Source organism: Bacterioplanes sp. CLAM21 (assembly GCF_059641015.1).
The window spans coordinates 1,251,757-1,265,108 of record NZ_CM184929.1 but is presented as its reverse complement, the minus strand read 5'-3'; the positions used below and the strand labels follow the sequence as shown (position 1 = coordinate 1,265,108).

General features: G+C 49.7%; 15 protein-coding genes. 5 read left to right on the top strand and 10 right to left on the bottom strand.

Annotated features, from left to right (window positions below; translation table 11 throughout):
• Window positions 1-21: 21 nt before the first annotated feature.
• Window positions 22-1,911, top strand: a complete 1,890-nt coding sequence (locus AC55FS_RS06015) for a FecR family protein (RefSeq protein ID WP_496935165.1) — start codon at window positions 22-24, stop codon at window positions 1,909-1,911.
• On the opposite strand, the gene AC55FS_RS06010 is transcribed toward AC55FS_RS06015, so the two are convergent.
• The 8 genes from AC55FS_RS06010 to AC55FS_RS05975 all read right to left on the bottom strand — a co-directional run bounded on the left by AC55FS_RS06010 (window position 1,912) and on the right by AC55FS_RS05975 (window position 8,480).
• On the bottom strand, window positions 1,912-4,119 hold the full coding sequence (locus tag AC55FS_RS06010; protein ID WP_496935164.1) for a CHASE2 domain-containing protein: 2,208 nt from the start codon (window positions 4,117-4,119) through the stop codon (window positions 1,912-1,914). It lies immediately after the preceding gene.
• Between the two features lie 106 nt (window positions 4,120-4,225).
• Window positions 4,226-4,531, bottom strand: coding sequence for a hypothetical protein (locus tag AC55FS_RS06005; RefSeq protein ID WP_496935163.1), 306 nt, complete (start codon window positions 4,529-4,531; stop codon window positions 4,226-4,228).
• A 42-nt stretch (window positions 4,532-4,573) separates the two neighbouring features.
• Entirely contained in the window at window positions 4,574-5,725 is a 1,152-nt protein-coding gene (locus AC55FS_RS06000) for a glycosyltransferase family 4 protein (RefSeq protein WP_496935162.1), read from the bottom strand.
• Window positions 5,726-5,775: 50 nt separating this feature from the next.
• Entirely contained in the window at window positions 5,776-6,480 is a 705-nt protein-coding gene (locus AC55FS_RS05995; RefSeq protein WP_496935161.1) for a helix-turn-helix domain-containing protein, read from the bottom strand.
• 326 nt (window positions 6,481-6,806) lie between these two features.
• Window positions 6,807-7,238, bottom strand: a complete 432-nt coding sequence (locus AC55FS_RS05990; RefSeq protein WP_496935160.1) for a CBS domain-containing protein — start codon at window positions 7,236-7,238, stop codon at window positions 6,807-6,809.
• A 2-nt stretch (window positions 7,239-7,240) separates the two neighbouring features.
• Entirely contained in the window at window positions 7,241-7,489 is a 249-nt protein-coding gene (locus AC55FS_RS05985) for a DUF4404 family protein (RefSeq protein ID WP_496935159.1), read from the bottom strand.
• Window positions 7,490-7,555: 66 nt separating this feature from the next.
• Window positions 7,556-8,068 (bottom strand): hypothetical protein, encoded by a 513-nt coding sequence (locus AC55FS_RS05980; RefSeq protein WP_496935158.1) that lies wholly within the window; start codon window positions 8,066-8,068, stop codon window positions 7,556-7,558.
• A 211-nt stretch (window positions 8,069-8,279) separates the two neighbouring features.
• Window positions 8,280-8,480 (bottom strand): DUF2788 domain-containing protein, encoded by a 201-nt coding sequence (locus AC55FS_RS05975; RefSeq protein ID WP_496935157.1) that lies wholly within the window; start codon window positions 8,478-8,480, stop codon window positions 8,280-8,282.
• A 108-nt stretch (window positions 8,481-8,588) separates the two neighbouring features.
• On the opposite strand from AC55FS_RS05975, the gene AC55FS_RS05970 reads away from it, so the two are divergent.
• A complete protein-coding gene (locus AC55FS_RS05970; protein ID WP_496935156.1) occupies window positions 8,589-9,728 on the top strand; it encodes an NAD(P)/FAD-dependent oxidoreductase in 1,140 nt (379 codons plus the stop codon).
• A 239-nt stretch (window positions 9,729-9,967) separates the two neighbouring features.
• On the top strand, window positions 9,968-10,216 hold the full coding sequence (locus AC55FS_RS05965) for a hypothetical protein (protein ID WP_496935155.1): 249 nt from the start codon (window positions 9,968-9,970) through the stop codon (window positions 10,214-10,216).
• Here the strand turns inward: AC55FS_RS05965 and AC55FS_RS05960 are convergent.
• Window positions 10,206-10,910, bottom strand: coding sequence for a TetR/AcrR family transcriptional regulator (locus AC55FS_RS05960; protein WP_496935154.1), 705 nt, complete (start codon window positions 10,908-10,910; stop codon window positions 10,206-10,208). The two genes, AC55FS_RS05965 and AC55FS_RS05960, sit on opposite strands and share 11 nt — an antisense overlap.
• 410 nt (window positions 10,911-11,320) lie before the next feature.
• Here AC55FS_RS05960 and AC55FS_RS05955 point away from each other — a divergent pair, with 410 nt between their 5' ends.
• Window positions 11,321-11,746, top strand: coding sequence for a hypothetical protein (locus AC55FS_RS05955; RefSeq protein WP_496935153.1), 426 nt, complete (start codon window positions 11,321-11,323; stop codon window positions 11,744-11,746).
• On the opposite strand, the gene AC55FS_RS05950 is transcribed toward AC55FS_RS05955, so the two are convergent.
• Window positions 11,747-12,199, bottom strand: coding sequence for a flavodoxin domain-containing protein (locus AC55FS_RS05950; RefSeq protein WP_496935152.1), 453 nt, complete (start codon window positions 12,197-12,199; stop codon window positions 11,747-11,749). It abuts the gene before it with no gap.
• Window positions 12,200-12,435: 236 nt separating this feature from the next.
• Here AC55FS_RS05950 and AC55FS_RS05945 point away from each other — a divergent pair, with 236 nt between their 5' ends.
• On the top strand, window positions 12,436-13,332 hold the full coding sequence (locus AC55FS_RS05945; protein WP_496935151.1) for a DUF6685 family protein: 897 nt from the start codon (window positions 12,436-12,438) through the stop codon (window positions 13,330-13,332).
• Window positions 13,333-13,352 lie beyond the last annotated feature (20 nt).

Here is a 13,352-nt window from a genome sequence, read left to right as displayed (position 1 = left end):
CGCAGTTTCCAGGAGGCTAACATGATTATCAGAATGTACAGATTCATCCTACTAACAACCTTGCTGATAGCTTCTACGGTACAAGCCGCTGAGCTAGCAGGACGCGTCATCATGGTCCGCGGACAAGCTGAAGCCATTTCGGCCGAGGGCGAAGTACGCACATTGAAACGCCGCGATTCTGTTTATGTGACCGATGTTCTGCGTACAGGCACTGACAGCAAGGTGCAGATTCGCTTTATCGATAACGCGTTATTGGCTCTCAAGGCAAATACCGAGCTGCGCATCAGTACCTATGACGTAAACCAAAGCTCTGAAGGCGGAACTATCCTGATGGAGTTAATCGAAGGTGGCTTTCGCACCCTAACAGGCTCTATTGGTAAAGGCGATAAAAGCGACTACGAAGTTAGAACTCCCGTTGCGAGCATTGGTATCCGCGGCACCCTTTACAGCGTATTACTGCAGCAACAGCAGCTACTGGCCGGTGTATGGGAAGGAGGCATAGGCCTATCGTCAGAGTTGGGACAATTTGAACTGGGCGCTGGCGCAGATTTCAACTTTGCAGTGCTCAGCAGTGAAGGGTTTAGTGGACTGTTGATGCCCCCGACCGAGTTGCAAGAATCGACGCCGGTGGCCAGAAATCAGCAAGTGAATCGCTCGCAAAGCTCCGCTAGTGTAGATAACTCGGACCAGGACTCAGGCTCGAATTCCCAACGAAATGATGCTGGAAGTTTGGCTACCATTGAACTGGATGAAGCGGCACCTTCCGCAGTTATAAATGATGTCTCCGATGGCAATACTGAGCTGAATGAAGCCTCGGATGATGGAAAACTAGCCTCTCATTCGTCTACAGAAGACCGACAAGCTACTACTCAGAGGGATACAGAAGATGGGTTTGATGCTCAGGACATTGGGGACTTAGCCGACGTACCTGGCGTCGAAGAGACAGGTACCAGTGTTTCTGAAAGCAGCACCGACATCACCTCTCTTGCCGACCTAGATATTATTATTGAAGACGTCGACAACTGCCGTGATTCTAATGATATTGCCAATTGTGTAGCTGATTTTGACGATTTGGATATCGATAAACCCGATACTACTGATCCTGAACCAACCGACCCTGATCCTGTTGATCCTGACTTACCTACCTCTGCTGATATACGCTTGAGCGATCAGGAGTACCAACAGCTGTTAACCAGTGATCGCGTAGGCGCTGTGGTTGGCGGTGGCGATCAACGTGGTGGGGTTGTCATCAAATCTGATAACAGTGAACCAGTATTTTACGTCCATAACGATCGTGAAAATCGCAGGGAAGTGATTCGCTTTGACGGCACTAGCTCTGGTATAGAGCAACCATTGCCTGGAGTTGAATGGGGCATTTGGTCAGGCACCACCCAACAGCCAGTAAAAGCGTTTGTTGATAGCACAGATCCGACAAAGTTTGAGACTCGTGAAGACAAAGTGCTGTGGGTAAGTGCAACTCCAATACGCTCCTCCGATTTGGCAGGTTTGTTTGGCACCGTTGACTTTTCCTCCGACGCCGCTGGTGCTGCATCGACTGGCTTTGACAGCAAAGGCCAAGATTTAACCAAAGTTGATGGTCAGTTCACTCTGAATTTTGACACAGGCCAGATATCCAATGGTCACTTAGATGCACTGTTTGGTGTCTCAGATCGATGGAAGATTGAGTTTGACGGAAATATTCGAGTGGATGATCGTAATACCGCTCTGGTCAATATGTCATTACTGCGAGGAGAAAACAGTGATGGCGCAATCAACCTTGAAAGCAGTGAATTCAGTGGCATATTGTTAGCACCTAACGCTGACGCCTTTGTTGGCACCTTCTCATTGAAAGATATGAACGAAGCAAATGCCAACGGTGCCGTTGTCTGGCCTCTGCTTAATCAACGTTAGTTACTTACTGGAATGCTGATAGACACCTTTCCAGTTTTCATCCGGTGGCAGTAGAGATAGCTCTTTACTGCGCCGGGCATACATAGGGTAAATGGCACAGTCTGGATACTCTTGCTGCAACTGCAAAAACATCTGCTCCGACTCTTGCCAACGGCGCTCTAAATACAATTGATAAGCTTGTTGCTGTTGCTGAAGTTGTTGCTGTATCGCTGGCGTTATCTGATCACGATGGCAAAGCGGTAGAAAAACCTTCACAGCCTCCTCTTTGCCCTTCACTTGAATACAGTCAATAAATTGATACACGTATTCCTTCGCCTGCAGGCTTGTGCTTTCAGAAACCAATATAGGCACCTGATAAAACTTGGTAATACTTTCCAACCGTGCTCCTAGATTCACTGCATCTCCTAATACCGTGTAAGAGCGTCGATACGCAGATCCCATATCACCGACATTCATAACGCCGGTATTTAAACCAATACCAATCCTGACCTCAGGCAGCCCCTGCTGCTGAAAACGACGACTCAGAGCAGCCGTCACAGACTGCATAGCAAGGGCCGTGGCTACCGCTTTACTGGCATGCTTTTGGTCATATACTGGAGCACCCCAAAAAGCCATCACCATGTCACCGACGTATTTATCTATAGTGCCATCGTGGTCAAAGATCAGCCGAGTGACGGGCGTAAAATAGCGGTTTAATAGACGTTTCAAATCCGATGCACTCAATTTCTCTGATATTTGAGTAAAACCTCGAATATCACTAAACAGTACGGTTAATTCTCGACTTTCACCGTCAAACTGATATTGATGAGGATCGTCCATCATTTGCTCAATATGAGCCGGCGGTACGTACTGGTCAAACATGCCACGTAAACGCCGACGCGATAAATATTCGCGCCGAAAGCCATCGCCAAGACTCACCAGCATCAAGGCTAAGACCAACAGCAAAGGAGTCGCCTGACGCATATCCAATTGTTGGTAGTACCACCAGTAATAATTCAATCCAATTGAAATAGACAAACAACTGATACACAGCAATAACGTCATTACTGGACTCAATCGCGGCAGCCATAATGACAATACAAAGCCCAGCAATAACAGTTGTGTCCAGGTTGCTCCTGCTTCCCAGTCGGGCCGATATGGAAACTGGCCTTTCAACAGACCATCAATCAAATTGGCATGTACTTCAACACCAGGATACTGGGTTTGCAGTGGGGTTGTTCTTAAGTCTGCCAGCCCTTGTGCTGACGTACCGACCAGCACAATGGCACCTTCCAGAAGATCTAATGAATACTCTCCACGCAACAATTTGGCGGCAGAAAGATAAGGAAAAGTCCCCTTTCCTCCTTGATAAGGAACGATAGCCCGCCCTGCCGCATCAGTGCGAATGTACTTATCTAATAACGCCAAATGACGAATAGCCTCGTGCTCTGCAACAGGAACCGTCACAATCTCAATACTGTCTGCAAGTAAATAGGTCATCACAGTGGCAACAGACAGCGAAGCATAAACCGCCTGCTGATGAGCAATAAGCAATGGCGAACGTCGTACCACGCCATCGCCATCCACGAACGTGGTCACAAAGCCCGCATGAGTGGCCGAATTCTGTAGCGTAGAGATATTGGCTGCATAGCCTGGTTTGGCAATATGAATGATGTTTTCAGCCTGAGCCTCTGACCACAGCTCAACTGGCATAGGGACGGTTCCATTCGTCAACGCTTGATCTAGGAAAAAGAACCCAAGTACGGTATCCATCATCCCGAGACTGGCGGCAAACTGTTTGTCGGCATCAATGTCATCGCGCCACTCAGGCAAAACAAAGTTATGCCCTTGTTGCTCTGCGCGCTGCAGAGCGTCATCAAGTGGGTTTCTCTCCGGCTCAGAAAACACTACGTCGAAAGCAATGACGGCTGCCCCCGCGTCAGCGACTGAAGCCACAATTTTTGCTAGTTCAACCCGGCTCCAAGGCCAGCGGCCAACTTCTGCCAGTGACGCCTCGTCAATATCCACGATGACAATGCGATGATCTGATTGAGGCCCCAATGGGGTACCCAACCACTGGAAGCGAATATCGAATAACAAGTACTCCAGCCGGCTAAGCCAGTGATTCGATTGCCCCCCAGACTGTAAAAACAATCCCATTGTTAATCCGGTTAATAGCAGCCCTACCAGAACAGCCAACGGATAATGTTTCAAGCGACGCTTTGGCATATCGATTCTTATATAAAGACTCTGCCAAAGTTTAGTTGTTAGCGACTGTGCTGCCAGCTGCACCGTCAGATGTCACAGAGCCACTAGAAGCTCTATGGCGGTGCACTTAGACGGACACGACTTGTCCCCGATACACACGTTGATTTCGTTTGGCGGTACGTGGCCTATCGTCTACCAATTGAGGGCTACCACGATAAACTCGAGGTTCATGGGTTAAGGCCGTATCCGGTTCTTTAGTGGGCAAAAATTCTTCAATTAAACCTAATAGCTCTGCACTGACGCCGCTTTTAACCAGTAATCTAAGGTCGTTCTCTAGCGTCGGCGAATCGAAGTGTATTTCCGCTCCCTGCTCTTCTTTGGCCAGACGTTTGATCTTCTGCAACAGTGCAATATTTTGTCGATTAAACTCCATGACCTACTCCCCAATGAGATATTGGAAATAGGTTTGCAAAGCTCATACCAGAGAGCGAAGGTCATTATCCTCGACTGCAGATCGAGGCTTGACTAAAGATTCGACCAAAAGTTCAAACTGCTTGGCTACTTGCTGCCAGCTGCTTTGCTCTGCTGTTATTCTGGCCTGCACCGCCAAGGCCCTATTGTCATAATGCGTTAATTGCTGGCAGGCTTGAATGAAATCATCATCACAATCATCATGGGCTAAAGCACCATTAAATCCCGAACGAATAAAATGCCGGGCCGCAGCGTGATCATAAGCGACCACAGGCAAACCGCTAGCCAGTGCTTCCAGTGTCACTAAACCAAACGTTTCACTTTTACTAGGGAAAACAAAAGCGTCCGCACTGGCATAGTATTGCGCCAAGGTTTCTCCAGTTAATACGCCAGTAAACAACACATCAGGATATTGTTGCATCAAGGTGTCACGCAGCGGTCCATCGCCGACCATGACTAACTTAGTCCCAGGATGGGTAGCTTTTGTATGCTGATAAGCGCGCAGTAATAAGGGGATGTTTTTTTCTGCCGCTATACGACCGACATAGAGCCATACCGACTCCGCATTCCATTGAGAACGCAATGCCTGACATCGCTTGCTCGGGTGATACTGCTGGCAATCCACACCGTGGGGCAAGACCTGCACTTTATTAACGCCCATTGCGGATAAATTTTCCGCACTATCATGAGACGGCACTAAAGTGATATCGGCGTGGCGATGGAAAAAAGCCAGCCATCGGCTAACCCAATGTCTAAGGCAACCTAAACGATAATGTTCACTGTAATGGTGGAAATTGGTATGAAATGCCGTTATTAAGGGCAGTCGCCGCCGCCGAGCTTCCCGAATGGCACTGTAACCTAACGGCCCTTCAGTAGCCACATACACCAGATCGGGTGTCCATGGCTGCCAGTGTTTTTTAAACCAGTTCCATTTCGGTAATCCCAACTGCAAATCCGGATACATTGGAATAGCCACACCACGACACCAATATTCCTGCTGGAACGGTTGCCATGGCTGACGTGGTTTCGGTCTAAAGACCCTCACATCAAATCGTTCTGGCGGTAGCGCCTGCAGCAAGGCCTGAATCGAATTGGCCACACCATTCACGTCAGGCAAAAACGTTTCGCTAACCACGGCTAATCGAAGAGCACTCATAACCAAGCTTCAAATCAGTATTCCGTCAGTCTGGCAGCCTGGTGATGACACTATGATGACGGTGTTACAACCTCGAGCTTGGCTAGGCGATAGCGTAATTGCCGTGGCGTTAATCCCAATACGCGAGCAGCCATGGTTTTATTGCCATTGCAGCGCTCAATGGCCGAGCGAATCTCATCTATTTCGTTTTCCTGTACTCGTTGATAAGGACGTGCGTACAAGGTAGTAAAATTAGGCACGATTTGAGTCGCCATTAAATTGGCCATTTGTGCAGCAAAATAGCGAATGCTGGTACTGTCCAGTGCACCTTGCAGCTGACGTACATCCATGACCATGACTGCCAATACAGTATGACGCAGTGTTATTGGCACCAATAAGCATCGGTGCTGTGCCATCAGCCCCTGCGAAACGGGGTCGAATCCTTCTGGCCGCTCTTGGCCTTCGCGAATGACCAGCCATTCTCCCGACTCAAATTGGCGACACAGCGCGTGCTGCACAGCCAAACTATAAACACCGTTTACTACGCCCGTGGTGCAGTAGCGTGCTTTAAAGCGCCGACTGGCCTCCGGTACGGCAACGGATACATTGCTTAAACGACAATGGCGTGCGGTTAGCTGCAATAGCTGCTCCAGACATTCATCCTCTTGGCCGCGCTGTTCCAGTATCTGAGTAACGGCATCCATCCACTCAGGTGCAGCAACAGAATCGGCGGGCATGTTGTGGCGATAAGCATTGAGATCAGCGATTTTATTCATGGCATGTTCCTCCCTCTTCCTAGCCCTATGGCAAGGAGCATACCAATTCAAGAATTGCTGTATTCCGCTGTATTTCGGCCCTATATGCCCCGAGACTGCGCCATATTCAAGCATTCAGCAGCCACCAAGTGCCATTAAGGTGCACATTTTTTTATTTTTGCCAGCAAACTAAATCGTAAAAGCGACAGCAGCGAAGTAAAGATGCTGACATGATAGATATCATCGATCAGAGCTAACTGTAGATGCAGGGCATTATGGCTGCGGTTACATTGCCCTCGACCGCGTCACGACCATTTAGTCGCGCGGCAATCGAGAGCAATAAAACCCTAAGCAATATCTGGATCATCGGGCGGAAGAAAGGTCTCTTTCAGCCAGTGGGAATAGGATCGACAGACATCCTGACTGGTCAGAATGCCAGCGATACGGCCACTGCGCATGACCAATACGGCGTCTTCCCCCTGCTCAGACATCGAATCCAACACCACGTCCAAGCGAGTATGCAGGTCAACACTGTCGAACTGACGGCATAGATCTCCGGCTGTTAACTCCGTTAATTCTGCTGAACTGCGACCCGGCTGACGCGCCAGTTCTATTTCTCGAATGGTCAAAACACCGACGGGATCGTGGCCCTTCAGTACGGGTAAATGGTGGCAGCGATGTTCACGCATGATGTCAGCACAAACAGCTATGGAGTCTTGCTCATCTACGTGAACAGGAAACGCCGTCATGACTTCCGTGAGTGTCGGCATATGTCGCATGGTCAGACTCCAATTCGTCCCAAGGTATCCACCACCTGGCGCAGGGCTTCCGCCAGTGCAGGATGCTGCTGTTCAAATTCAATTGCTTGTTGGCGGATACGATCATTTAAATCGTCATCCTTTGCACCCAAGCGTTCAATATCCTGAGCTATTTGTTTGACTAACTGACGATCCTCATCACTCAGCTCGGGCTGTTGCTGCAGCGTGCTATGTAACTGCTGCAATTGTTGCTTTAGCGTATCGTTAGGCATCTTCATATACTCCCTAGTCACGGCCTTCAGTGTACGCCGCACAAGGGAGTCAGGCCAAGGCACAGATCAGTAAAGCGCTTGAAAGCGAAACGCCATGCCCAGCTGCTGACTAAAACGCTGCATCGCTCTTTGATTGGCCGTATCACCCAAATACAGCAATACCGTATGCTGGAACCTGTCGTGATCGACAGGTGTTGCCGCTAATAATCGAAAACTATGCACGACAGCGGCATGACTGGCGGCTATCGGAGCAAGACAGCCTGGCTGATGCCGCTGTTCAGACAGAAAGCGGGTTAACAAGGAGGCATTGTGGCTGGCACTTAATCGTGGATTAACGAAAAACAAATAGAGTGGCCAATCGCGATAGCGCTCCTGGCGGGCCAAAATAAGGTCGGCGACCGGCACAGAGTCCAAAATTAATTCTTTAATTTGCGGCGTTAAACCCGCCAGAGAATCAGCATCATCGGGCAAATTGGCAATAAACACAGGCCGCTGTGCATTTCCGATTAAGCTACGAGGGACTGGGACCAGAGCAACATCTGACCGATTATCGTCATAGAATGGAGCGCCAAGAGCCATAATCACTCCCGCTAATATTATTGTTATTGGGGCGTCCTAAAACCGGCTAGCAGCGCACTATCCTAGGCAGGCAATGCCTGTCTACAAGCCTTAATTAACGTATAGACAACAAAACGCAGAGCCACCACCGACGATTGCGCATATCAGCCTATGGCACGACAACAAAGTCAACAATGTGCCATAGCTTCAAAAATAGGAAGGCGTAAAGCCGTTACAGATCCATAAATTCAACCAGCACCGTCTTCACAATGAATCCCAGCATCCCAAGGCCTAATGCAAAAAAGAGCACAAACATGCCCCACTTGCCGGCGTTGGAGCGTTTGGCCAAGTCGTAGATAATAAATAACATAAAGCCGATGAGCAGCGGGATACCAATAGCCAGAGCGATACTTTCAAATTCGGCGGCGTTCATAATGATTCTCTGATTTCGGGCGGCGCGTAGTGTACTGCGCCAGCACAATCGAGAAAACCTTCAGCTCATAAAACAGTCAGTAGCGATAAACGGGAGCACCATCAGCAAATGAGTGTTAGTCACGATTTTGATATCTGCGTTGTTGGCGCTGGTGTCGTGGGCTTGGCGCTGGCCTGGCATCTGTCGGATCGACATAGCGTATTGTTAGTCGAACAGCATGCCAGGGCTGGTGAAGAGACCAGCAGCAGAAACAGCGAGGTGATACACGCAGGGCTGTATTACCCCCATGGATCGTTGAAGCAACGCTGGTGTCTGCGTGGCAAAGCGCTGCTGTACGACTTTTGCAAGCGCTACCAAGTGCCCCACCAGCGTATTGGCAAACTTTTGGTCGCCCAGCCCGAGCAACTTAAGCAATTGCAAGCACTGCAACAGCATGCCCAATCAATAGGCGTTGAACTACAACAGCTAAACCGGCAACAATTGCAACATCTGGAGCCCGCCGTCGAAGCCCACGCAGCTCTGCTGTCACCGTCCACCGGCATCATTGATAGCCACGCACTGCTACAGCAACTGGAAGCGTTGGCAACTCAGCAAGGGGCATTTCTGCACTATCGCTGTCAGCTCACGGGGGCTAAAGCTCAGCCAAATGGCTGGACGTTACAACTCAACAGCGCCGGTGAAGAGGCTCAACTTAGCTGTCGCACACTGATTAACAGTGCCGGCCTTTATGCACAGCAAGTGGCTCAGATAACGGGGTTGGATAGCCGCGCAATTCCCTCACTCTACCCTTGTCGCGGTCAGTACTTTAGCTATCAAGGAAAGAGCCCGGTGAACACCTTAGTGTACCCTATGCCCGACGCCCAACTAGCAGGACTGGGCATTCATGCCACATTAGATATGGCTGGCCAACTGCGCTTTGGCCCAGATGCTCACTATCAAGACAGTCGCAGTGATTACCGTGTTGACCCCAGCCAGGCCACCGCCTTCGGCCAGGCTATAAAGCGCTATTTACCCGGCATCGATGTCAGCAGGTTGCAGCCCGACTACAGCGGCATTCGCCCAAAACTAGCAGGGCCAAGCATGACGGCAGCCGACTTTCAGCTTTGTGTGAGTCATAACAACGACCCATCTCCGTATTTACACTTATTTGGCATAGAGAGCCCAGGCCTTACTTCATGCTTGGCCATTGCCGAGTCAGTTACAGAGTGGTTACAAACAGGAGATGCTCACCCCTTGTTGGCAACATAGTCATAAAATAAAAGGCTGACAGATCAGGCGTTTGGCGTAGCTCTGGCCCGATCTGCCCTCTAATGTTCCTTTTTGTTACTTCTGTACTACACTCCTATTACTTTGCTGTATCAAAGCCAGCAAAGGGAATACAAAACGTCACCAGAAAGCATGAGGGAGATACAGGTCACTTAAAGGTGCCTGCTAAGCTCTTAACAGTTGTTTAGCTTCCGGAGATCCGGCAGGGAATTGGACCATCTATGACTCAAGCATTGCGAGCGAATTACGCCAATCAGGACGAACAAATCAGCACCATTGTATCCGAACAGGTCTTGGTGCCTCTGACTTGCCCTCAGTGCAAGATGGATACGGACGTCAGCATTGCCACATTAAAACAGCAGCATCCTTTTTTATGTGAACACTGCTATCGGCTGAACCATCTCAGCGACACTGAGATGGAGGTTCTGATGGGGGTATTAGAACGATTTGGCTACCGCGTTAAGCGCTGATAAAGTCGCGAACTAACAATTGCAGATAACGTTTCAACGTTCTTTCAATGAAATCGTAGTCTGGCGTCGGCGTGAGCAAAGTACCGTATTCCAGCGCCTGAAACAGAGCCAGTAATATTTCTGCGTCCTGTTCAGGCGATTCTGAATTAACCAGCTGCAGAAATTCTACCGCCTTGTTATATAGCGCCTGACGATGCATTAGCGCCAACTCTCGTATGCGTTCGTTCAACACGGCTTCATAACGAAACGCCTGCTCAACCACCAACATATCACGTTCGATACCAGTCTGATTGGCAATGTAGTCACGGAGCTGGCTGGCCAATGAAGCGACAATTCGGTTGGCGCCCTCTTCATTGCGTAAGTCAGCACTCGACATCCCCTGCAAAAAAGGCTGATAGAACTGCTCGGTAAAGGCATTGACCACCAACAAAGCCTTTTCTGTGTACAACGTAAAGGTATCGATGATCAGCTCATCAATGTCCTTAAAGTAATAGGTCGTCGCCGCCAAAGGTACGCCCGCTTCTTTGGCCACGGCACGATGGCGTATGCCACGCACCCCTTCTGAGATCACAATGCGTAGGGCCGCTTCCAATATCAGCCGCCGGCGTTGCTCACTTTTGGCGCGACTGGCTTTTCGTCCCTGGTACTGAAGCGTTTTTCCACTGGCCAAGGCGACATGATCAGTCACACCCATAATCTTTGCTCCCGCATACTGTTATTCGAGTTTTGTCAGACAATTATCCGAAAGGCCGACCAGGATAGGAACCAGTAACTCAGGTACATTTGTACTAATTCGTAAACCGTGAGACTTGGGCCGCAAATCCATCGGCTAGTGTCACGCGCAAAAGCACAGATAAGCTTAGTCATCGCAGCCACCATATGATATGTGCCAAGGCGGTCATCACAGTACTGATCGCAGCTCACCAATCACTCTTTTACGACCTGTTGCAGATAACCAGAGGCGTGATTGGTAAGCGGCAACAGCCTGCCGCTGAAAAGCACAATGGCTTAGCCAAACTGGCTACAGAGTCCATGATTTGGGCTGTCTTGATGATGGCATGATCCATGCTCCAGATTCATAAACCATACAGTTTGGACACCACTATGCAGCTGGGTGCGTTAACCAGTTATTTACAGAATCAGCCAACGGGATCGACCCAAGCGCCACAGGCCGTCGACACGACTGCCACTGCGGAAGAATTAAAGCCTGAAGACTACCGGCTATCGACTAAGGCCTTAATGGTGAGTGCCATCGCCAGTGAGTTTGACGTTGAAGCCATTCCACGACAGCAACTTGGCCAGTTTCAGCAGCGTTTGCAACAATACGGCCTGCTGCATGGGTCAGGCCTCAGCGCCATGGCAGTGATCAGTGCTGAAGCAGACGGCGACGATGCAGCAGCCGAGGTTAATGCTCTAGAGCGAGTAGGACAGGCGTTGGATCAATTTGAGCACAACCAGACACCTTATTCAGCAAGACAGCGCATTACCCACCTGCACACCCTACTGCAAAACATGAAATCAGCTCGCTGATTAGCCTAATACCTTTTCTGCCCATTCCTGCAACCAAAACAGCGCATCGTCATCTGGGGTGATGGTCTCAGTTGCATCAATGGTTACTTTTGGCACCGGCGCCTGTCCTTGCAGCTCAAAGAAGCGCTCTTCCATCTTCTCGCCGCTGCCACAGAAGTTCATGTAGGAGCTGTCACCCAAGGCAATAACTCCAAATGGTTTGCCGTTTTGCAGCGGCATTTGTTCACCCAACGACAGATAAAACGGTAATAAGTTATCGGGAATATCACCCTGCCCCGTAGTCGCCGTGATGATCAACACGGCATCAAAGTCCTGCGCCGTCATGGCAGCAATAGAAGGTTGTTGATCCACCACGGCCTGATGACCGGATTCAGTCAATACTTCAGCAACACGTTGGGCAACCGCTGTGGCGGTACCGGTTACGCTTCCTACAGGGATATAAACAGACTTCATAACTGCCTCTGTATCGGTAAAAAAGCGCGCAGTATAACTTTGCCCTTGGCCAACGTCAGCCCAAGTGGCTTCTGGTAATAGCGGTGCCCAGCGTTTTGAATAACGTCATAAAAACACTGCATATTGACTCTTGCACGAATAAGCGGACTATAGAATCGCTGTCTCTGGCCGACAGTATAAGCATCGGGGTATCAAAGCTAGCTGGGTCTATGCCCTTGCTGCCAATGGAGAGCACCATGACGTCAGAAACCCGGGGAATCGATTTTGAAGGCTGGTTTAACCGCCTTTTACAAAGGCTATTCCCAGTCTGGTATGCCAGCCAAGCTGTGCAGGAAATGCCCCTCGATGCCTTAGGCCCACTCAATCCCAGCAGTCATTTATGCCGTAACTGGCTCAGTCTGAATCAAACCATCATCGCCGCGCAAACGTCCCTCGCCGATGCCGGCCAAGACTGGCAAGCCTTGCATCAGCTACTAGGGCAACTGCTGATCGAACAAGAAACCAAGCGCAGCTGGCTAATTAGCGCGATTCAGGGTGTCGAAGTCGGTGATGACAGCGAAGACTGGGCGTCACTGATTGCTTATGCTGAAAGTTGCTGTGACGACAAAGAATGGCAAAAAAACGAAGACTTCGAACGCCTAATCAACGAAGCTTTTCCTAACAGTGGCAGCCCCTTTTCGTTGGTGTATCGCGAATGGGATGGACGCTGTTATTGGATCAACCAAGGGCGCAGCGACGAACTGGCACTGGCGCAGTTACATGCCCAGCAAAAACAACGTGACAAGCAGATTCAAGCACTAATCACGGTAGAGCAAATTCATCAGCCCAGCCTAGAAAAGCTACGTCAGCAATACTGGATGTTAGTGCTCACCCGACATAAAGCCTACCAAGTGTTAGATTTGTTACTGCAAGCCGATTTACCCGCCATTGTTGCCGAGTTTGAGCCCAGGCGTAGCGATCTGGTCATGTTGACCGCCAAGAAAAACAATAAGTCGATCAATAAGATTCTGCTACGTTTGTTAAACAATCGTTCAACACAGCACATCATAGATTTTGGCCGGCTGGTTGGCCGTCAACACTTCCCCTTACCAGCCCCAGGCAAAGCCGCGACTGACGTCACCGAACCCGGTTAAAGAACGCCAACACCTACCAC